This is a genomic window from Nonomuraea typhae, from assembly GCF_009760925.1.
Lineage (GTDB): Bacteria > Actinomycetota > Actinomycetes > Streptosporangiales > Streptosporangiaceae > Nonomuraea > Nonomuraea typhae.
In genome coordinates this window covers 1-20,712 of the sequence record NZ_VRLV01000027.1, presented here as the reverse complement: position 1 = coordinate 20,712, position 20,712 = coordinate 1, and the positions used below count along the sequence as shown (strand labels likewise).

General features: G+C 65.2%; 15 protein-coding genes and 2 pseudogenes. 6 read left to right on the top strand and 11 right to left on the bottom strand.

Annotated elements, in window-relative coordinates:
- Window positions 1–492 precede the first annotated feature (492 nt).
- A pseudogene (locus tag FVE25_RS57325) lies at window positions 493–1,024 on the top strand (transposase family protein); the annotation flags it as partial.
- A gap of 152 nt (window positions 1,025–1,176) precedes the next feature.
- On the opposite strand, the gene FVE25_RS52545 reads toward FVE25_RS57325, so the two are convergent.
- Both FVE25_RS52545 and FVE25_RS52540 read right to left on the bottom strand, forming a co-directional pair.
- The gene (locus tag FVE25_RS52545; protein ID WP_157254942.1) at window positions 1,177–1,701 is read right to left on the bottom strand and encodes a hypothetical protein; all 525 of its coding nucleotides are present in this window, start codon (window positions 1,699–1,701) and stop codon (window positions 1,177–1,179) included.
- A 212-nt stretch (window positions 1,702–1,913) separates the two neighbouring features.
- Window positions 1,914–2,639 (bottom strand): nuclease-related domain-containing protein, encoded by a 726-nt coding sequence (locus tag FVE25_RS52540; protein ID WP_157254941.1) that lies wholly within the window; start codon window positions 2,637–2,639, stop codon window positions 1,914–1,916.
- Between FVE25_RS52540 and FVE25_RS56770 the strand changes: the two genes are divergently transcribed.
- A complete protein-coding gene (locus tag FVE25_RS56770) occupies window positions 2,607–3,164 on the top strand; it encodes a carboxyl transferase domain-containing protein (RefSeq protein ID WP_343046198.1) in 558 nt (185 codons plus the stop codon). The two genes, FVE25_RS52540 and FVE25_RS56770, sit on opposite strands and share 33 nt — an antisense overlap.
- Here the strand turns inward: FVE25_RS56770 and FVE25_RS52530 are convergent.
- Window positions 3,061–3,339 (bottom strand): hypothetical protein, encoded by a 279-nt coding sequence (locus FVE25_RS52530; RefSeq protein ID WP_157254939.1) that lies wholly within the window; start codon window positions 3,337–3,339, stop codon window positions 3,061–3,063. The genes FVE25_RS56770 and FVE25_RS52530 overlap by 104 nt on opposite strands.
- 141 nt (window positions 3,340–3,480) lie before the next feature.
- On the opposite strand from FVE25_RS52530, the gene FVE25_RS52525 reads away from it, so the two are divergent.
- On the top strand, window positions 3,481–3,639 hold the full coding sequence (locus FVE25_RS52525; RefSeq protein ID WP_157254938.1) for a hypothetical protein: 159 nt from the start codon (window positions 3,481–3,483) through the stop codon (window positions 3,637–3,639).
- A gap of 290 nt (window positions 3,640–3,929) precedes the next feature.
- Here FVE25_RS52525 and FVE25_RS52520 read toward each other — a convergent pair whose 3' ends face one another.
- Together FVE25_RS52520 and FVE25_RS52515 are read right to left on the bottom strand one after the other, a co-directional pair.
- The gene (locus FVE25_RS52520) at window positions 3,930–4,994 is read right to left on the bottom strand and encodes an integrase core domain-containing protein (protein WP_219826048.1); all 1,065 of its coding nucleotides are present in this window, start codon (window positions 4,992–4,994) and stop codon (window positions 3,930–3,932) included.
- A gap of 149 nt (window positions 4,995–5,143) precedes the next feature.
- On the bottom strand, window positions 5,144–5,311 hold the full coding sequence (locus FVE25_RS52515) for a hypothetical protein (RefSeq protein ID WP_157254936.1): 168 nt from the start codon (window positions 5,309–5,311) through the stop codon (window positions 5,144–5,146).
- A 292-nt stretch (window positions 5,312–5,603) separates the two neighbouring features.
- On the opposite strand from FVE25_RS52515, the gene FVE25_RS52510 reads away from it, so the two are divergent.
- Complete coding sequence (locus FVE25_RS52510; protein WP_157254935.1) at window positions 5,604–11,954, top strand: DNRLRE domain-containing protein; 6,351 nt, start codon at window positions 5,604–5,606, stop codon at window positions 11,952–11,954.
- A 133-nt stretch (window positions 11,955–12,087) separates the two neighbouring features.
- Window positions 12,088–12,450 (top strand): hypothetical protein, encoded by a 363-nt coding sequence (locus tag FVE25_RS52505; RefSeq protein WP_157254934.1) that lies wholly within the window; start codon window positions 12,088–12,090, stop codon window positions 12,448–12,450.
- Between the two features lie 214 nt (window positions 12,451–12,664).
- On the opposite strand, the gene FVE25_RS52500 is transcribed toward FVE25_RS52505, so the two are convergent.
- From FVE25_RS52500 to FVE25_RS52470, 6 genes are all read right to left on the bottom strand, one after another.
- Entirely contained in the window at window positions 12,665–13,729 is a 1,065-nt protein-coding gene (locus tag FVE25_RS52500; RefSeq protein ID WP_425489538.1) for an IS110 family RNA-guided transposase, read from the bottom strand.
- A gap of 234 nt (window positions 13,730–13,963) precedes the next feature.
- Window positions 13,964–15,247, bottom strand: coding sequence for an integrase core domain-containing protein (locus tag FVE25_RS57320; RefSeq protein ID WP_219826047.1), 1,284 nt, complete (start codon window positions 15,245–15,247; stop codon window positions 13,964–13,966).
- Window positions 15,248–15,546: 299 nt separating this feature from the next.
- A complete protein-coding gene (locus FVE25_RS52485; protein ID WP_181019995.1) occupies window positions 15,547–16,725 on the bottom strand; it encodes a sensor histidine kinase in 1,179 nt (392 codons plus the stop codon).
- A gap of 120 nt (window positions 16,726–16,845) precedes the next feature.
- Window positions 16,846–17,502: a response regulator gene (locus FVE25_RS52480; protein WP_157254932.1), complete on the bottom strand. Its 657-nt coding sequence runs from the start codon at window positions 17,500–17,502 to the stop codon at window positions 16,846–16,848.
- Window positions 17,503–17,578: 76 nt separating this feature from the next.
- The gene (locus FVE25_RS52475; protein ID WP_219826046.1) at window positions 17,579–19,228 is read right to left on the bottom strand and encodes a carboxylesterase/lipase family protein; all 1,650 of its coding nucleotides are present in this window, start codon (window positions 19,226–19,228) and stop codon (window positions 17,579–17,581) included.
- A 131-nt stretch (window positions 19,229–19,359) separates the two neighbouring features.
- Window positions 19,360–19,509 carry a hypothetical protein gene (locus tag FVE25_RS52470; protein WP_157254931.1) on the bottom strand — a complete coding sequence of 50 codons (150 nt, stop codon included), beginning with the start codon at window positions 19,507–19,509 and terminating at the stop codon, window positions 19,360–19,362.
- A gap of 193 nt (window positions 19,510–19,702) precedes the next feature.
- Between FVE25_RS52470 and FVE25_RS56920 the strand changes: the two are divergent.
- Window positions 19,703–20,591: pseudogene (locus tag FVE25_RS56920) on the top strand (helix-turn-helix domain-containing protein).
- Window positions 20,592–20,712 lie beyond the last annotated feature (121 nt).

Sequence of the window (20,712 nt, the reverse complement as noted above, 5' to 3'; positions counted from 1 at the left end):
CCGGGTGCGCTTCGCCGACATCTCCGGAGACGGGCGCGCCGAACTCATCCTCGTCGAGCCGAGCGGCAACCTGAAAGCCTGGTACAACGGCCGCGGCTTCACCAACACCCCCTGGACCAGCGACACCAGCATCGGAAACGGCTTCACCGACCCCACCCGCGTGCACTTCGGATGACCTGAAACCGCTGCGGCCCCACCATCGTCAGAGACACCGTTGGCGAAGTAGATCAGAGAGTAGCGACCCCATGATCACATCCGTGATCATGGGGTCGCTATCGTTGTTCCTGCTCGCGGATGGAGTCGTGGGTGTCGCTGCGCTCGACCAGTTCCCGGCCGTCACTCTGGCGGTGGCCCGGGCCTGTACTGCTTTAAATTTGCGCACGTGGCCTGAGCTGGTGTTTTCTTCGGGCCGGCTAGATGGTTGATGCCTAGGCGTAGCTGCGAAGTTAGGGCGAGGGTGCCCACGCTCGATGTGCGACGAAGGAGCTAGACATCCTCGCAACCGCACTGTACGTGCGGATCGATGATGTGTTGAAGGCCCAGCCGCCTGGCTCCGTGGCGGGCTGAGGTCGGTATCGCGCCGAGGCTCGGTGATGCCGAGCTGGTGACACTGGCGATGTTGTCGGCGCTTCCGGGCTTCATCTCTGAGCGGCGCCGGCTGCGGTACGCGCGTGCCGAGCTGGGCGTGATGTTCCCGCATCTGCCCGGGCAGCCGGGCTACAACCGGCGGCTGCGTAATGCCTGTGGCCTGGTCAGGTACATGATCCGGATGCTGGGCGCCGACACCTCGCCGTGGAATGACGATGTCTGGGTGGCCGATTCCACTCCGATCGAGTGCGGCCGTTCGCGGGAGACGGCCCGGCGCTGGGCGGAGTACGGCTGCTGCGCCTCCCACTCCCGATACTTCTGGGGGCATCGGCTGCACCTGTTGTGCACGCCGGGCGGGCTGCCGGTGCTGTTCGCCCTGAGCGGTGCCAAGGCCGATGAGCGCGAGGTATTGATCGGCATGCTCAGACCGCACCCGACGTCGGGCCGGTCACGCGCTCTTCGAGGGTCTTGCCGGACGTCACGTGGGATGGCCCCTTCCGTCAGTGGCCAGTGTAGGCGGGAGGGGGGCGACGGCTTGATTGATCTGCGATCGGGATCAGGCGGCGGCCGGGGGCAGGGACGGGGCGTCTATTCGATACCCGTCGTGTACTTCATCGCCCCGATCTTGTGTTCGTACATGGTGAACAGGGCTACGAACACCTCGATTTGCCCGGCTGGCTCCAGGGGCTCCAGGTAGGCGGCCACGTCTTGCTCGGTCAGGTCTTGGGTGCTGGCGGCGCGCCGATTGAAGATCGTCTTCGCGATGTCCTGCTGCCGGTCACGGATCCTCAGCGGCGCTAGTTTCTGCAGGTCGTATTCCGGTGGCAATGGCCGGCGGACCAGCTCGGCCGGGTAGCGCGCGGCCATGAGCCGCATCGCGGTGTTGACCACATGGGTGGCCAGAGCCGACCCCAGCTGTAGCGTTCGGACCATGACGATCAGCTCATTGAGGGCAACCACATCCTCGTCGATGCTGATCGGGGTGTTGATGTCAAGGTCCAGCCGTTCCATCGCCAGCGCGATGTTGTCGAGCACCTGACCTGCGTTGACCGAGATGTGATCACCGTCGCTGACGCTCGCCCGTGGATGGTCCTGGTCGAGCAGCTCGGCCACGGCTTGCTGCTCTTCTGCGCTGGGGCGGTGCCGCCGGCGAAACCATCTCATCGCGCACACACCTCGTCTTCGGGGCCCGTCCAGCCTTCGGCCAGCGTGTGCCCGAGGCGGGTGAGGGCTACTCGGTGCTCTCAAGAAGATCACGAGAGCAGCAGGTGGTCCAGGGGGCGGGTTCGGGGATGAGTCGTCCGAAACGAGGTTCCCGGTGGAGGTCAGCTTGAGTATGGGGGGAAGGCCCGGCGGGCGGCGGTGGCTACGCGTGCGGCGAGTTCGGGGGTCAGGGCCTGGGGCTGGTTGAGGAGCCAGGTGGACAGCCGGCCGGGGGACAGGACCGGCACGCCGTTGACGACGGTGCTGCGGGGGAAGCGGCGGCCGTGGACGACCAGGACGGGCGTGATGGTGACGGTGCGGCCGAGGAAGGGCCGCAGGTCCTTGGTGGCCTTGCTCGCCTCGTACAGGGCGGGGGCGACGTCCTTGGGGGTGAGGGCGCGGGGTGCGCCGCGTACGGTGCGGACGCGCCCGCCGCGCACGGTGAAGATCTTCGGTCGCTTCCACTGCTTGGAGTCGATCAGGTGCACGCCGGTGGGCCCGATCACCAGGTGGTCCAGGTTGGCCCGGCTCGCCGGTAGGGCGCGGTCGTGTAAGACGGTGTAGCCGAGGGTTTCCAGCAGTTGCAGGCGCCGGGCGGTGCGGCGTTCGCCGAGGGCGCCGCGCCGCCAGGTGCGTACGGCGTCGTGGTTGCGCCAGCGGGCCAGGGCGTAGGCGGACGCGGCGAGGGCCGCGGTGGCGAGCCCGGCCTGCCAGCCGATGATGAAGCCGACCGGGACGCCCAGGAGCAGAGCCAGGACGAGGGCGATCAGCAGGCGTTCGCCGCGGTCGGCGGCCAGCAGTTCGCGGTAGCGGGCGTGAGCCGAGGCGCCGGCGCTGGTGCGGGTCATCGGCGATGCCTCCAGCAGGCGGGGGACGTGGGGAAGGTGCCGAGAGCTGCGTTCAGCGTACGCGGCCGGGCCGACGGTTCCGGGGCGGGCTCGGCAGCCGGCCCCGGCCGATCATGTACGTCAACCAGTGCCCGCTTACTCACGTACGCCGCCCTCTCGCCAGGGCCGGGTTTTGATCTGCCTGGTGTACAGTGCTCGCCGCTTGGGCGGGGCACGCTCGCCGGCGAAGGCGCGATCGAGGGCATGCCCGCGATCGCGTTCGCCACCGACCCGCGGGTGCGGGGCGGAGCGATCGGCGCAGCCGGGTGCGAGGTCATCGTCGCCGCCTGCGAGCACGCGATGCGCCAACACCTGGCCGTCATCGGGCTGTGGCATTCCGGCGGAGCCCGCCTGGTGGCGAGCGGTGCTGGAACGTCTGAGGTTACAGCGGGTTGCAGGCGGCTCCTATCAGGCTGCGCCTCAGCACGTCGTAGAGCGCCCACTTGCACAGGTGGCGGCCGGTGGCCGAGCCGCTCAAGCCGATGACTTCGACGTCCTGGACGCCGGTCCCGAAGCAGTTCCGGCCCACGACGGTGTAGGGGGCCGGGAGGTCCAGGCGGCGGTCGAGGGGGTCGCACGTGATTTTCCCGGCCGCGTGTGCGGGTGTCGCGATGAGGGGTACGGCCAGCAGCGCCGCTACCAGGGTGGTCCGGATACGCATCCCCCGACGGTAGAAGCGTGCGACGAAGCGGTCTAGATGCTCACATCACCGGCATAAGTGGATTTCTCACCGGAGATAGGCCCAGCACTCCGGGTGTTCACACCGCTAACTAGTTCGATTTTCAACCAGGGGAATCCAGCCATGGCCTTCGAGCACCTGTTCATGCTGATCACGGAAATCGTCGTCGCCGCCTCCGTGGCGCTCGTCCCGCTGGCCCTGGCCCTGCGCGGCATCAAGGGTGGCGAGTGGCCCGTGCTGCAGCGGCGCCTGGTCATCTGGCGGGGCTTCATCGTGCGCTGACCGTGGCGCCTTCGAAGATGTCGTTGAGCACGGCCCGGTGGGTGGGCAGCGCCTCCGCGTGGCGCTTCCTGCCCTCCTCGGTGATCAGCATGGTATGCCCCGTGTTGGGTGGAGACCATCCCCGCCATCCTGAACATCGCAAGGCCATGGACTGGCCGGACGTGATTATCGGCAGGTGCAGTGCTCGTAGGCTGTCCTCTGCCGCTGGGTGTAGGCCTTGACACACGACGGGTCAGCGATGCCCAACTGCTCGGCCAATTGGTCCTGTCGGTGCCGAAAACTCGGCCACCCTATGCGACCTGGGAGTATTCGTGTATCAGACCACCGAACCGGTCTCGTCGGATGACCTTGATGTCGGCGTCGACAGGGTCGGGTAACGGTCTCAGCGGGCTGGCCTGGTTCAAAGCGCGGTGTGTTCGGTGGGCGTTGAAGTGGTCCTCGTACTCGGCGAGGACCTTGCGCAGATGTGCAGCGTTGACGATGAGGGTCCGGTCGAGGATCTCTCGCCGTACGCTGCCGCCCCAGCGTTCCATGATCGCGTTCATGCGGGGGGCCTGGATAGCGGTGAGCACGATCCGAATGCCTTCGGCGCGAAACACCTCATCGAACAGCGCGGTGAACTTGCTGTCCCGGTCGCGAATCACGAACTTGAATGACCCGGCTCGCTCCCCCAGGTCCATCAACAAGTTCCTGGCCTGCTGGGCGACCCAGCAGGCGGTCGCATTCGCGGTAACGCCCAGGACATGGACCCGGCGGGTGGCGTGCTCAACGACCGCGAAGCAGTACAACCGGGCGAGCATGATCGTCTCGACATGAAAGAAATCACAGGCCAGGATCCCATCGGCCTGAGCGCGCAGGAAATCTCCCCAGGCCGGCCCCGACCTGCGGGGCGCCGGATCGACACCGGCCTTCTTCAAAATCACCCACACCGTCGACGGCGCGATCCTACGGCCCAGACCTGCCAGCTCCCCGGCGATCCTCCGGTAACCCCACCCCGGGTTCTCCGCAGCCATCCGCAACACCAGGTCGCGGATCGCGGGGCGCGTCGGCGGGCGACCAGGTTGGGTCCGTTTGTAGGTCCAACGTCGTTTCACCAGGTCGGCGTGCCAGCGAAGCACCGTACCAGGCGTGACGAACAAGCCGATCCGCCGAGATCGGGGCAGCAGCCGCGCCAGCGCTGCGACCACCGCCCGATCTGCCCACGACGACCGAGGCCGTGCGACCTGACCACGCAGCACCGCCAGCTGATGCCGCAACACCAAGATCTCCGCCTGTTTAGAGGCATCCGATCGCGCCAGCAGAGCAAGCCAGCCGACAAGACGGATGAAAATCAGATAGAGCAGTCGAAGCGCCACAAGACCCGATCCTGCTCGTCCCGAAGATCGCCCACCTGCCAAACAGGAAACCCCAGGTCACAACCGATGGACGAGTTTCCGGCACCTACAGGGTGCAGTCCTGCCGCCATGAGCTCCTCGATCGCTGCCTCGCATGGAACGAACATCACCTACGCCACGCCCTGCGCGAATACGAACACTTCTACAACCAGCACCGAGCCCACCAAGCCCTGAACCATGCAGCTCCACTGCGCACCGTCTCGGACCCGATCACCGATCCCGGACAAATGATCGACCTGAGCGTACGCCGACGAGACCGGCTCGGCGGTAGCCTCCATAAGTACTCCTATGCCGCTTGACCTGTACGGATGGAATTATCGGCAGGCGCACTTTCGTGGGCGGGGTACAGATTGGGAGCTCCGTCAACGCTTGAAGCTGGGGCCTGCTGAGCCGCGCTTATGGGGGGCGTCTCGTCTGGCGGAGCGCCAAGTGCTCAGGAGCACGACGATGCTCTGACCCCCTATGGCAGATCGTCGAAAATGAGCCACAAATGCCCCTTTTATCAGCATTGGAGCCCGATGTACCATTCAGTCGTTTGTCGTGATCATCGGAATTGGTACAGGAGGTTGAGTGGACGCCCGAAGAACCGGCTTCACCCAACGGCATACCCCCAAGGCGCAACTGCATGCCGCGCGTACGGCGCTCGCCTTGGGAGTCTTCCTTGCGTCCGCATCGGATCCCGCGCTTGCAGCAGCCCCGTCTGCCGCAAGCCCCGCGCCGTCCGCGCAAGATCAGATCAAGAAGGTCGAGGAACGGTCTGACCGGGTTTCGGCCGCGTTAGCCGCGCGGCTGCAAGGCCAACGTGTTCGAGTCGCCGACGAAACGACAGCGACGACCCTGACATACGTGAACCCGAACGGGACGGTCACGCTTGAGGCGTCGAGTAGTCCAGTGCGAGTCAAGAGGGGCGATAGCTGGGTCGCGATCGATACCACTCTCATCGCTGAGAATGGCGTGCTCAAGCCCAGGGCCGCTCTATCTGACGTAGAGTTCTCGGCGGGCGGAAGCGGCAAGCCGCTGGTTCTCCTCAAGAGCTCAGAGAAGCAATCCTATTCTCTCACCTGGCCCGGAGCCCTGCCTCAGCCCAGGATCGAAGGTAACAAGGCTACCTATCCTGATGCCGCAGGACCTGGTGCGGATCTCGTCGTGGCCGCTCTGCCCGACGGCTTCCGCCACGACCTCGTCCTGCGCGAACGCCCCGCGGATGCGGTCGAGTTCGAGATACCCGTCGAAACCAGGGGATTGAAGCTGGGTGAGAGCGGGGACGGTGGGCTCAACCTGCTCGACCGCAAAGGCAAGATGGTCGCTTCCGCACCCGAGCCGGTGATGTACGAGGCTTCGGCCCATGCACAGGCGGCGCCCTCGGCGGCACCCACGGATAAGATAGGGAAGATCGACACACGGATTGTCGATAAGGACGGTCGGCAGGCGCTAGTGCTCCGACCCGACCCTGCCTATCTAGGTGATCCGGATACTACGTTCCCTGTGATCGTTGACCCTACGATTACCCTGAACGTTCAGGCCGAGCGCACCATTCTCGAACAGTGCACTGATGGCACCGAACTCTCTCACACGCTCACAGGCGGTCAGGAAGTCGGCGTCATCGACGGATCCTTCTGGGAATACGACGGGTGCGGTAACAACGGCGGCAACGACACCCCTGCGCGGGCGCTGCTGAAGTTCGACACCTCAAGCTTGGCCGGGCAGCAGGTGGTCGATGCCCGGCTGGACACTGCCCTCACGGCGGTCGGATACAACGGTCAGCCGAACTGTCCGACAGGGCGCGCTTTGCGAGTGCGTCGGATGACCGGGGCCTGGACGCCCAGCACCGTCAAATGGAGTACGCAGCCCGCCACCACCGCCGAAGGCGAGGTGGTGCCCCTGCCTCCCGCAGCGTGCGTCGACGATCCCAATGTGACCGAGCACCCCTGGAACTTCCAGATTACCAAGATCGCCCAAGCATGGGCCGGCGGTGCTGCGGGACATGGCCTGCAACTTTCCCTCCATGACGAGCGAACCGACGCTGGAACGTTCTATTGGAAGTTTGCCAACGTGAAACTGGTCATCACCACTGGCGGCACTCCGTGGACGGAGAACCTGCGTACCGCGCCAGTCGTAGGTAATTCTGGCGCCTTCTACACCAACACCGTCACCCCGACCCTGTTCGCAGGTGTCAGGGACAACGACGGAGGCTTGCTCAAGAGTGAGTTCGAGATGGAGCACGATCCTGCCGACACCGCGCACGGGAGCGGGTTGATCTGGAGCGGGGCCGTCGAGGGCGTACAGGCGGGTGAATTCGCCAAGGCCGTCGTGCCGGCCGGAAAGCTGGCTGACGGCTGGAAGGTACGCTGGCGGGCTCGGGCGTCAGATGGTGTCTTCTCATCAGAATGGTCGCCTTGGCAAGCAGTTACGGTTGATACTCGCCCACCCACGTTGACCAGCGGGAACACAGGCTGCAGCCATCCGGCCGGCACCTGGAAGCCACGTGACTGGAACGGCCCCTCCAAGTGCTTTATGGGCTCCGGCGACACCGATCTCGCAGGCTTTCAGTGGGGGCTTGACGACCCAACCACTTCGGACTGGAAGCCCATCAAGGGCGGTGATTTCGGGGGAAGCCTTGAGATCCCTCTCGACTCCGCGGGCGAGGGTTGGCACACGGTCTACATTCGGGCGAGGGACAAGGCGCACAACACTTCTCCGCTGTGGAGCATGAGCTTTGGCATCGGAACCGGCGGGATCGTTGCCGATAAGCACAAGAGCCGTACGCAGCGGGCCGTACCGTTGATCGGCGCCGCAGCGCCGGAGTGGACACAGGTAACTTACGAATACAGGGCCAGCGCCGACCCTTCGCCATGGGATTTGGAGGTTTGGAACCCCATTCCTCCTTCTGACGTAACCGCTCCTGGCTCAGCGACACCGATTGGCTCCTGGCCGCAGACCCGAACTGACACCTCGCAGGACTTCGCGGAACTCTCCTGGGACCTCGCCAAGACCCTCCGCGATACCCAGTACGCCGACGGAGGCGTAAAGATCCGAGCTTGCTTCAGCAAGGACGGCGCCTCACCCAAGTGCACCCCGTCGGTTATCACCATGCTTGATCGCACAGCCTTCGGCACCTCGTATGCCACCGCTGACGTCGGACCAGGCACACTCGCTCTGCAGACCGGTGACTTCTCAATCAAGACCACCGACGTGAGCATGTTCGGTGTGGACGTTTCGCGCGCCACAACCACGCTGGATCCGACTGCGGCTAGGCACGACCAGCAAATCGCCGAGAACAAACTGTTCGGACCGGGGTGGCGTGGAGGCTTCCCGACGGCTCCGTCCTGGGTGTCGGAGTTCTCGCCGACCAGTAGCGGCAATTCTGGGACGATTCAGCTTGTCGGACCTAGCGGCGAGACGATGACGTATGTCAAGAAGGGCGACTACTACGTCGGCATCGGAGACGCGGCCGACGGGTCGGCGATCTCGAAGGACTCCAACAACGACCGGCTGATCGTCCAGGACAAGAAGGGAGTCAAGACCACTTACGTCGTGGTCAACGGCAATTGGGTTGTCAGCCGTGTCGAAACGTCCGGGGCAGGTGTCGTGATCTCCTACTCCCGTGATGCTCAGGGGCGGGTGACGCGAGTCCTCTCGGCTCCGGCCGCCGGTGTGACGTGTGAACCGGCGCTGGCTCCGGGTTGCCGAGCGCTGGACCTCACGTATTCGACAGCCACGACAGCCACAGGAGTGGGTTCAGGCTGGGGCGAATACATAGGGCAGGCGCAAAAGATCTCTTTCACGGGGTTCGATCCTGAGTCGAGCGCGATGAAGACCACTGTGCTGGTCTCATACACGTACGACTCCACCGGGCGGATGCGTGAGGTCACAGACCCCCGAACAGGCATGAAGACAACCTACTACTACACCGCGGAAGGACGCGTCAACCAGATCACGCCTCCAGGGCTGGCGCCATGGCGGATGGACTACGACGCACAGGGCCGCCTTGCTCACGTGCAACGTGAGGGCGGTGAGATCGACCCCACCTACGCCGTTGCCTATGACGTGCCCATCGGCGGTGCCGGCGCACCTCTCGATCTGACCTCGGCCCAGACCTCCTCCTGGGGCCAGGCGGCGGATCTTCCCCATGTAGGAACTGCCGTATTCCCTGCATCACGTATTCCCGTGCGCGGTGTGGGCGGTGTCTATCGACCGGCCGCCGAGGACTGGAAGTACGGCGCGTTGACGTACATGGACATCAACGGTCGTGCCGTCAATCGGGCTGAGTTCGGTGCAGGATCGTGGCAGGTAAGCACCTCAAGGTATGACGACAAAGGCAATGTGACCTGGGAGCTGACGCCAGGTAATCGCGCACAAGCTCTGAGTCCGTCGATCGATACCGATCCATATGTGGCCGCTCAGAGCAGTTCTGCTGCACGCGCCGACCTACTCGCCACTGTGTCTCAATACACGACCGACAGCGATCTCCTCTCTGTAGAGGGGTCGATGCGAACGGTCGCGCTGGCGGACAAGGCCTTGACATCGGCTCGGGAGCGGACCAGTCATACATATGACGAGGGCAAGCCCTCTACGGCCGTCGACTATCACATGGTCACGAAAACCGTGGTCGAGCCGGTCGTGCCGGACGGTTCCACGCAACCGGGCGCGCTGGACAAGAAAACAACCTTGCTGGGCTACGATCCCATCAAATCCGGAGACCCGTCTGGCTGGGATCTGCGTAAATCCACGTCCATGAGCACGGTTATGGGCGGGCAGGCCAATATCGTGAGACGGGTGCGATACGATCAGACCGGGCGCGAAATTGAGCAGCGTATGCCCGCCTCTAGCGGTAATGACACCGGGACGACTCTGACTCGCTACTACACGGCGGGTGCTCATCCGGCTGATCCTTCCTGCGGGAACAAGCCGGAGTGGTCAGGTTGGATCTGCCGTATTGGGCCTGCCGCACAGTCGGCGAGCGGCAAGCAGGTCGCCACCAACACGCACACGTACACGTACTACGGAAACCTTGCGAGCAGTACGTCCGCCACTTCGTCGGTATCCCGCATGTCGGTGAACACATACGACGGCGCAGGACGCCTCATCAAATCCCGCCTTGATGTCTCGGCCGGCCCTGAGAACGGCACGCCGATTCCTGAGACCATCATCACCTACGACCCTGTCAGCGGCCTGGAAAAGCAGAAGTCCGCGGGAAACGACAAGGTCGTCATCGATTACGATAGTTTCGGGCGTGCGATTTCGTATACCGACGCCACGAATAATGTAGCGACGGCGACCTACACCATCGACAACAGGGTCGCGACGACCAATGACGGTAAGGGTATCATTACCTTCAGCTACAACGGGCTGGACGCAAAGGGGTTGGAGGAAAGGCGCGGGCTTCTCACCAAAATGGAAGTCAGCGGTGTGGGTTCTTTCGGTGGAGCATACGATGCCCAGAAGGGTTTGATTCATCAGACCTATCCAAACGGGTTGGTCGGAACCAGCCGATTCGACAGCACCGGGCGGCAGACATCTCTGAAGTACAGCAAGGATGGGACTCCTTGGCTTCAGTTCAGTGTCACCCCGGATGTGAACAGCCGGGTCAGTTCCCAGTCTAGTCCGGCCGGTAGCCAGTCCTACTCCTATGACGCCGCAGATAGGTTGGTCTCCGTTCAGGACAGAGCCGGCGGCTGCGTCACGCGGATGTACGGGTTCGACTCGAACTCCAACAGAACTACCCTGAGTTCATATTCGGCGGATAGCGCAGGTCAATGCAGCACCAGCACGACCGCCCAGACCCAGACGTACAGCTATGATACGGCGGACCGCATCACGAACACCGGATATGCCTACGACGAGTGGGGCCGGACCACGCGAGTGCCAGCCGCGCATGTCGCCGGGAGCGGTGATCTGTCAGTTGGATACTTCGCCAACGGCCTCGTCGCTTCATTGAGCCAAGGCGGCGAATCCAGCAGCTTCGCGTTGGATCCGTCAGGCAGAGTCAAGTCCACAACCAGGACCGGGGGAAGCAAGCCTGGAACTGTCACGAACCACTACGCGGGGTCGGAAGACAGCCCGGCGTGGATAACTGAGGCCGACGGCACGTGGACGCGTAACATCCTCGGCTTTTCCGGGTTGAGCGCCATGCAAATGAGCACGGGTCAATCAGTGGTGCTTCTCAGTAATATGCACGGCGATATCGTCGCGCAGGTCGAGAACTCCGTATCGGTCACAGGAGTGCTCAAGTATTCGGAGAGCGCCGAGTACGGCGTGCGACGTGTCGCGGGAGAGCCTGACCGTTACGGCTGGCTGGGCTCCAAGCAGCGCTCGGGTGATGCGACCGCGGGCATGATACTCATGGGTGTACGCGTGTACAACCCCATGACGGGACGCTTTCTGCAGACGGACCCCATACCCGGAGGAAGTGCCAACGCATACGAATACTGCAGCGGTGATCCCGTCAACCGGGTCGATCTCGCCGGATTGAGCGACACGCCCTCATGGGGTGCGGGCAAGCCGCAACTGGTCGATCACATCGTCCGCACGTCGAAGACCTTCGCGAAGCGTGCGGACGGTTACTGGAACGACGAGGACATCCACGAGAGAATCCTGTCCAAGATCCCGTTCGTCGGTGATGAGATCAAGAGCGTCGAGATCACGGACTACTACTACGTTCGCACCGAGGTCTTCACCTACAAGCAATCCAGAAGCGTCTACCGATGCGACGGCCGCGTTCAGATAATGGCCTGTGATGTGCTCACCAGAAAGAAGGAGCTGATCACACAGGTTCGGTATGGTACGCAAAATGCTTTCTATCGATACACAAAACGCGTGACGATCGTTTACTTCCGTAACGGGCGCCACTGGATGGATGACACAGGATGGCGACTGGCGGAATCAAGGAAGAGCGGGGTCTCGTGGGGGGCCTGGCACTGAGCCGATGTGCCTGACGCGCTAGCGATATCGGTGAATGGATGCCGGACCATGTTACGTGAAGGCATGGTCCGGCACCCCTCCAGGAGATAGGAGCCCTGTGGCCAGCTCGACAACGCGACGCATAATGGGTTTCATGCGGATACTGATGTTGATACAGGCGGCATTCGCCGGGGTCGGACTTGCATTCATGGCAACCCTGCTGAGTGCTTCGGAAAATGTCGCGATCCTTGATGTCATAACCTGGGTGGAGCTGTCGGCTGCGGTCGTGCTGGTCGTCGGCACGGTGGTGCTGGCGGCAATGCTTGGAAGGCGACGGGCATGGTTGCGGCGGGCAGCCGTGGTTGTGGAGAGCATTTGGCTTTTGAGCCAGGTGCGAAGCTTTCTGCGGGACGGCTCCTCGGGCGATGTGATCTCCCTGGCGCTCTGTCTGACTATTCTTTTCGTACTTCTCTCTCGTCCTGCCGGCAAGTGGTTCCGCGCCCGGGACACTAGGTGAGTTTCTGGACAGTTGCCTACACGGGTGAAGATTGATCGTATCTCGACGTTCGCATGCGAACGAGCGACTCCGGTGCGGAAGATGAGGGTAACCGCTCGTCCGGCAAGGGCGAATAGGGCCCAATGCCGTTTAGATAGATCATTTTGCTGCTCGTGGGCCTGTGCCGCTCGAATATTGAGTTACGTGCCCTGAGCTGCGGATGCTCCTATTGATGTCAAGCGGGTCGTTCATGGTCGTTCTTGGTGATGATCTGGTAGAGCTCGCGGGCGATGTAGCGTTTGAGGCAGCGGATGATCTCCTTCTTGGACAGGCCGTCTTGGGTGCGGCGGTCCATGTAGGTGCGGGTGCGGGGGTCCCAGCGCAGACGGACCAGGGCGATGCGGTAGAGGGCGGCGTTGGCTTGGCGGTCGCCGCCGCGGTTAAGGCGGTGCCGGGTGGTCTTGCCGCTGGAGGCGGGGATGGGGGCGACGCCGCAGAGCATGGCGAAGGCTGCTTCTGAGGTGAGCCGGTCGTGGTTGTCCCCGGCGGTGACCAGGAGCTGGCCGGCGGTGTCGGGGCCGACGCCGTGCACGGCCATCAGCGTGGGGTTGATGGCCGTCACCAACGGCTCCAGGAGTTCGTCCAGATCGATGATCTCCGTCGACAGCTGTTGATGGCGGCGAGCCAAGGATCGCAACGCGATCTTGGTGGCGGTGGCCGATGTTGCAGCGTCGTCCCGATTGGGCTCAAAGGCCGCGCACGCGGCGATCAGCTGCTTGGTGGGCAGATGGCGCAGTTGTCCGCGCAGGTCGTCGGGCGCGGTGATGATCAGTGCCTTGATCTGGCGCTGGGTGTCGGCACGCTGATCAACGGCCGAGCGGCGGGCCACCCTTAGATTGCGGAGTGCTTCGATGTGACCCACACGCTGCTTGGGGGTGCCGGTTCGCTGCCCGGCCAGGGCGGTCTTGGCCGCTTGGACGGCATCGATCGGATCGGACTTGCCCTGGAATCGGCGGGTTCTGCGGTCTGGGCGGTCGACCTCGACGATCTCGACGCCTTTATCGTCGAGGACACGAGCCAGTCCGGCGCCATATGCGCCGGCGCCTGCTATCCCGATCCGCAACAGCCGCCCGAAGGGGTGCATCCACGCCAGCAGCGCCGCATATCCGGCCGGGGTGGCGGGGAACTGCTCGGTGCCCAGAACCCGCCCCACCGCATCGATGACCGCGGCGGTGTGGGTGTCCTGGTGGGTGTCGACGCCACCGACAACCTCGAGAACGGGCACGTCATGGGGTGTAATAGCAGACATCGTCGTCCTGTCGCTCGTGATCATGGGGCAGGGCGGCACGCACCAGCCGAGCGGACGGACACAACAGTGATGGGGCCTCTGGCCAGGCTCCTATCAGGTCACACCGCACGCCGGTGAGTGCACACGAGCACCTCCCGACCGAAGACGACAAATCCGGTTGAAGACCCCAAGGTCAGTTAAGCGGTGGGTCAGACTCCGGCGGGAGGTGCTCATCCATCATCACTGTTAAGCGGCGTGGTGGTATTCGTTGATCGCGCCTGCGACGACAGGTCTTCGGCGGATGGATCGCAGGTCGTTGAGGTCGGTCAGGTCCCAGGCGGACTGCGTCGCGATGTCCGGAGGACGTTGGTGCCGTGTCTGGTGCGGCCGGTGCCCGTTGTAGTGGATCAGATACTCCTGTAGTACACAGGCGAGGTGGCGTTCATTGAGAATCAGGATCCGGTCCAGGAGTTCGCGGCGCAAGGTGCCGATGACGCGCTCGCAGATGGCGTTCATCGGCGTCCGCGGCAGGGTGGTGATGACCCGAAGCCCATCAGCTGTGAAGACCTCCTGGAAGGTGGAGGTGAAGAGCGGATCGCGATCGTGGATCAGCAACCGTAGCCCGGCCATGCGTTCTCCCAGGTCCATCACCAGGTTGCGGGCCTGCTGCACCATCCAGGCCCCGGTCGGGTGCGCGACCACCCCGGCCAGGTGCAGTCTCCGAGTACCGTGCTCGATGAAGACCAGCACGTACAGCCGTTTGAGCAACATCGTCTCGACCACCAGGAAGTCGCACGCGATGATCGCGTGGGCTTGAGCGGTCAGGAACTGCCGCCAGGTCGGCCCGGCTCGGCGGGGCGCTGGATCGATACCCGCCGCATGCAGGATCTCCCACACCGTGGAGGCAGCGATCGGATACCCCAGCCGGGCCAACTCTCCTTGTATTCTGCGGTGCCCCCAGGTCGGGTTCTCCCGCGCCATCCGCACGATCAGTGCCTTGACCGGCCGGCGGGTGCCGGGCCGTCCCGGGCGCCGTCTGTCGGTGAAGGTCCACTTACGCGCGACAAGATTGCGGCGCCAACGCAAGATCGTCGCCGGGGTGACCGGGAACACTTCCCCCCATCGGCGACGGCGAACCAGCCGCGACAATGCCGCAAGCCAGAGCCGGTCGAGGTGACCCCGCCGCGGCTGGTCACCGAGCTGGCGGCGCAGCACCTGATTCTCGTGACGGAGCACCAGCAGCTCAACGTCCTTGGATAGATCAGCGCGGACCAGCACCGTCAGCAGGCCGAACAATCCCTCACCAACCGGTAGACCAGCGACAACAACACCCTGCGATGGTCGCAGCCGCCGTTCTGCTCGCGCAGCAAAACCCCAGCTCACAGTATGAAACCGTGTTTTCGAGCGGGACACGATGCCGTTGATGACCTGGCGGTGGTCTCGCCAGCGACCACCTCGGCCAGGATCTGCCGGGATTAACGGCTCGATCCTGGCCCAGGCCGCATCGGTGAGTTCGTGACGGCGCACCATGCCACCATCAAGCCACACCCGCTAGATCAAGATCTGCAACACACACTCTAGCCCCAACACGGCCATCCGGCCTGAGCGGCTCCCGGCGGTCGCACTGCGTGATCACTCCCCGCCAAGTGCGCCGGACCCACCTACCGACGAACCTCACAGCCGTGTCGCTGCTGGACGAGATCACCACACGCCTCGTGGCAGCTACCGAACACGCCGAGCGCCTGCGCACCCACCGTTGCTGGTGGCAGGCCGACCGAGGAGCTGAGGAACTGTCCACCGCTGGCACGAAACCGCCAGAGGACGCCTCCTCACGTCACGCCGGAGTCGGCAGGTGCCCGAGGGTCTGGTGTGGCGGCGTTCCGTGTGGCGGAGGCGGGGAGGCTGGCGGTGACCGTGAAGCCTCCCTCGCCGTCGTCTCCCGCGCTGAAGGTGCCGCCGAGCAGGGTGACCCGGCGGTCGAGCCCGGTCAGGCCCCTCCCTGAGCCGGCGCTGATCAGCGTGGGATCGACGCCCCGCCGGGGCGCCGCGTTGCGCACCTCGACGTCGGCCCGGCCGCCGGGGTAGGAGATGGCGACCGTGACCGGTGCTCCAGGAGCGTGCTTGCGGGCGTTGGTCAGCGACTCCTGCACCACCCGGTAGACGGCCCGGGCCACGACTGCAGGCACCGTATCGGGGTCGCCCTCGACGTGCAGGGCCGCATGGTCGGCCGCCGCCAGTGCGGCGAGGTCGCCGCCGGTGTCGTTCTGGGGACGCCCGGCGGACGCAGGCCGGGCCCCTGTGGTGACCACATCCATGAGATCACGTAGCTCGGTGAGGGTGCGTGTGCCGGCTCGCCGGATCTGCTCGGCCGCTGCGCGGGCGTCGTCGTCGCGGGTGGTGACGCGGAGGGCGTCGGCATGCAGCACGATCTCCGTGACGTGGTGGGTGACGATGTCGTGCAGGTCAGCGGCCAAGCGCTGCCGTTCGGCGGTCTCGGCCCGCTCGGCGAGCAGGCGGCGTTCGGAGTCGGCCAGCTCGGCCCGCTTGCGCAGCGATCGCACCAGTTCGTACCGGGCCCTCAGGTACAGGGCGCCCAGCGCGGGCAGGGCGGTGGACGACAGCGCTTCGTACAGGTTTCCCCACGAGGGAGACCAGATCGGGATCGCCGGCAGCGCCAGGACGGCGGCGAAGGCGAACGCCTGGTGCCAGGGCAGCAGGGTGACCAGGAATGACACCACGACCGGGATTGCCACGGGTGTCGCGATCGGGTCGATCTGCGCTGCCGCCGCATCCGGCGTCAGGCCGGCCCCGAGAGCGAGCACCGTCGTGACCACGACGGCCAGTCCTCCTACCGTCCGCGGGAGGCGGACGACCAGCGGCAAGGACGCGTTGAGTAGGAGGTTCAGGGCGAGCTCGGCGAGCGAGCCAGGGCCGCGGCTGTCCCCGCTCGTGGTGTACAGGACGATCTGAACGATGGCGATCAGCGTGGCCGCGCCGATGGCGGCCACGAGCATTATTCTTCGATCGCGGACGATGAGTTCCGGCCAACGGGACAGTGTGTGCACAGCGGGTACCTCGGAAGGCCGCCGTGGTGTCGCCCGTGGCGGCTGGGTTGTCGCGGGTCGTGTTCAGCCGGGCTCGTCAAGGAGTCCGGCCTCGTGGGCGAGCAGGGCCGCTTGCGTCCGGTGGGTGAGGTCGAGCTTGACCAGGAGGCGGGAGACATAGCTGCGGACGGTCGTCTCCGACAGGAACAGCCGCCGGGCGATCTCGGGATTGGTGAGCCCTTCACCGAGGCAGGCCAGCACCTCGCATTCACGCTCGGCCAGCGTGGCCACCCGCGACCGGGCAGCGTCGCGCCGCTCGTCGCCTCTGGAGGACCGAGCGATCAGTCTGCGCGCCGCGCTCGGTGACATCACGACGTTCCCGTCGGCGGCGACCTTGACCAGGTTGAGCAGCTCCTCGGCCGGGGTGGCCTTCACCAGGAAGCCCGCAGCTCCGGCCTCCAGGGCGCCGAGCACGTGCTCGTCGGAGTCGAACGTCGTGAGCGCGATAACCGCGGACGGCGTGGCCAGCGCAGTGATCTCCCTCGTCGCAGTGATCCCGTCCACGCCCGGCATCCTGAGGTCCATCAGTACCACGTCTGGCTGGTTGCGCAGGACCTCCTCGACCGCTTCTGCCCCATCTCGTGCCTCGCCGACCACTTCGATCTCCGTGCTGGAGCCGAGGATGGCCTTGAGATGGCGGCGGACCATCGGGTCGTCGTCGGCCAGCAGAATCCTGATCATGTCTGCTGAGTCTGCCATCTGCCGTCGCGCGCCGTGGTGCCCGGCCCGGGCCCGGGCCCGGGCACCATCGCGGTGATCAGTTGGAAAGTCCGCGCCAGAAGGCGCATCGGTGCTCGTCGCCGAGGTCGACCGGGCCGATGCCGCCCTGGCTCGTGGGTTTCAGGCTGAGCACGGTCCGGCCGGACGGTGTGAAGGCGTGCCAGGCGGGTGCGCCGACGGCCTGGGGCTTGCCGGTGTGGGCGAAGGACGTCCAGTAGCCGATCATCTGCTGTGCCAGCCGCCACTGCTCGGATGTGAGTCCGTCCCATGCCTCGCCGTCCAGTTCGAACAGGTAGGGCAGGTCGCTGGCGTGCTGTGCGCCCAGCGGGAAGTCGGAGGGAATGCCAACGATGTTCGGGGCCTTGGCGTCGGCGAACTCATAGGCGTATACCGTGGTGCGGGCGGCCATTGCCTCGTTGCCTTCCAGGGTCGGGCAGGCCCATGCGCGGTCACTGCTCACCGTCGCCCAGGCCAGGCCAGGCGAGGAGAATGCCTTCAGCGGATATTCCCGCATCACTTTGCCGGCCTGCTCGCCGAACGCGTTCTCCATCAGAGTCGGGTAGTTCTCGGCGGTCACCGGGATCCCAGCCTGTGCAGTGCCAGCGACGAAGCCGTTGCCCTCGCTCTTGGTGGCGCCGGAGATCACCGGCACGCGCAGGAATTTGCCCGTGCGCAGTGCCTGCGCCGGGTCCAGCGGCAGCAGCGGCGTGCCGTGGGCGAGGGAGGTGCCGAACCTTTCGTTGATCTTCATCAGCTCAGCGACCGGCTTGGAGCGCAGGCACTCCAGCTCCTTGCTCGCCGCACAGCCGAGCTGCTTGGCCGCGGCCAGACCGATGTCCCGGCTGGTCTTCAGCGAAGCGTATGGCGTAAACGGCGGCATGTCCGGAACCGGGGCGTAGGTGCCGGCCGGCCAGTTGAGCGTGCACATCCCCGACTGCATGACGGCCTTGTTGATCAGGCCGCGCGTGGCCGGAGAGGTCAGCAGCGCGCAGGTGCTCATCCCGCCGGCGGACTGGCCGATCAGCGTCACGTTGCCGGGGTCGCCGCCGACGGCCGCAGCATTACGCTGCACCCATCGTAGGGCTTCGAGCTGGTCGGCCAGCCCGAACGTACCCGAGCCGGGCAGCCCCGGCAGCGCGAGGTAGCCGAACGCCCCGAGCCGGTAGTTGGGCGTCACCACGATCACTTCGCCCTGGCCGGCCATCCGCCGGGCGTTGTACATGCTGCCGGAACCGTTGAGGTAGCCGCCGCCGTGCAGCCACACCATCACCGGCAGCGGCTTTCGAGACGCCTTGGCCGGCGCGGTGACGTTGAGGAACAGGCAGTCCTCCCCGCCGAGTTGCTTACCCTTATCCGCCTGCGGGCATTGCTGGCCGGGCTTGGTGGCGTCGGCCACCCCCCGCCACGGCGCGACCCGTACCGGTTCCTTCCACCGAAGGCTCCCCAGCGGCGGCTGCGCGAAGCGGATCCCCGAGTACGTCCTGACGGTACCGTCGTCCACTCCTCGTATCCGGCCCGAGTCCAGCTTCACGATCGACGGGCGCGGCTTCGGCGCCGTGGGTGGCTGCGCCGCGGCCTGCGTGACGCACGCGGTCATGGCAAGGCAGCCGCCGGTGACCAGAGCGAGTAGCCGCCGCATCGACGGGCTCGCCATTGACGTGGCAAAACGCGATCTTTTTACGCTCATGCGGCCAGTCTCGCCTCAGCCCGGGGCTCGCCGTGACGTGCGGACGTTGCGGCTTGGCGATCGATTGTTGCGAATCGGCGAGACCAAGGATCCGGCAGCCGGTCAACCGGTACGCGGTCATCGTCCGCAGGTCAGGCCCTGCGTAGCGCCTCGGTGGGTTGCATGCCGGCCGCGCGGGTGGCAGGGAGCAGCTCGGCGACGGCGTCGATGGCGATGGCGATGGCCGCGCCCAGCCCGATCCTCACCGACTTCTTTTTCACCTTCCTCACAACGTTGCGCACGATGGCCGTTATCTTGGGTTACTGAGCGTTCTAGCTGGTCAGGGTATAGATGCCCAGTAAGGCAGGTTAGGCAAGTAGATGTGGGCCGGAGAGGATGTCCTCGGCTCTTGAAGGCCGTGGGCGGGTGCGCTCAAGGTTCGTCCAGATCGAAGTTGCCTGCAACGCCCACCCACCCGGCGAGGTCGTGGTCAGGATGCGCCCGGTCAGCGTGTTCGCCAACGGCCCCGAGTCCTCGATCGAGCAGCTGCGCGCGGACCTGCGAGGGCGTTAGGCCCTTCGGGCGGTCATGGTCCTGTTGTCGGTGCGCGGGTTGTCCCCGGCACAGATCGCCGAACTGCTGGAGTGCGATGCCGGCACGGTGCGGCGATGGATCAGCCGCTTCAACGAGCACGGGTCGGCTGCTCTGGCCGACCGGCCCCGCCCGGGCCGGCCGCGCAACGGCGGGTCAGGTCTGCTGGATCGGATCGTGGTGCTGCTGGAGCGGGCCGGGCCGTGGACGGTGCCCCGGTTGTGGCGGTATCTGGGCCGGCCGAAGCTGAGCCCGCGCACGCTGTACCGGCGGCTGCGCACCGTGGCGATCTGGCGCCGTCCCAAGCTGGTGGCGCGCGGCGATCCGGACCGCCGGCGGCGGGTGGCCGACATCACCGCCCGGCTGCGCCAGTTACCGCGCGGCGCGCTGGAGATGACCACCGGCCGGTGGGTCTATCGGCTGCGCCGCCGACTTCATCACCCTGCTTGATCAGATCCGCCTGGCTGTCCCCAACGCCCCGGCAATCGTGGTTATCTGCGACAACGACAGCATCCACCACGCCAAATCCGTCACCGTCTACCTGGCCGGACACCCCACCATGGAGCTGCTGTCCGCAGCCCGCTACAGCCCGCACGACAACCCGGTGGAACGCATCCGGGCCGTGTTGAAGACGTTCATCGCCAACACCGCCGTCGGCTGGCCCGGCCGCCTCAAACAGATCCACGCCTTCTTCCGCGCCCGCTCACCCAGCCAACTGCTCACCGCAGCGGCACCGTGGACCAGCCCGTGGCTCCCCGCGGGCTACAAGCAGAACTTCTGGAATGCTGCTTAGGACTCGCCGAAAAATAACTCGTAGCATCCCGGATTCCGGTTCGATGGTGTGGTATGGGCATACTGGCAGAGACTGTGGAGATGCTGGCGGCGAAGTTCGAGGCGATCTTGCCGCATCTGGA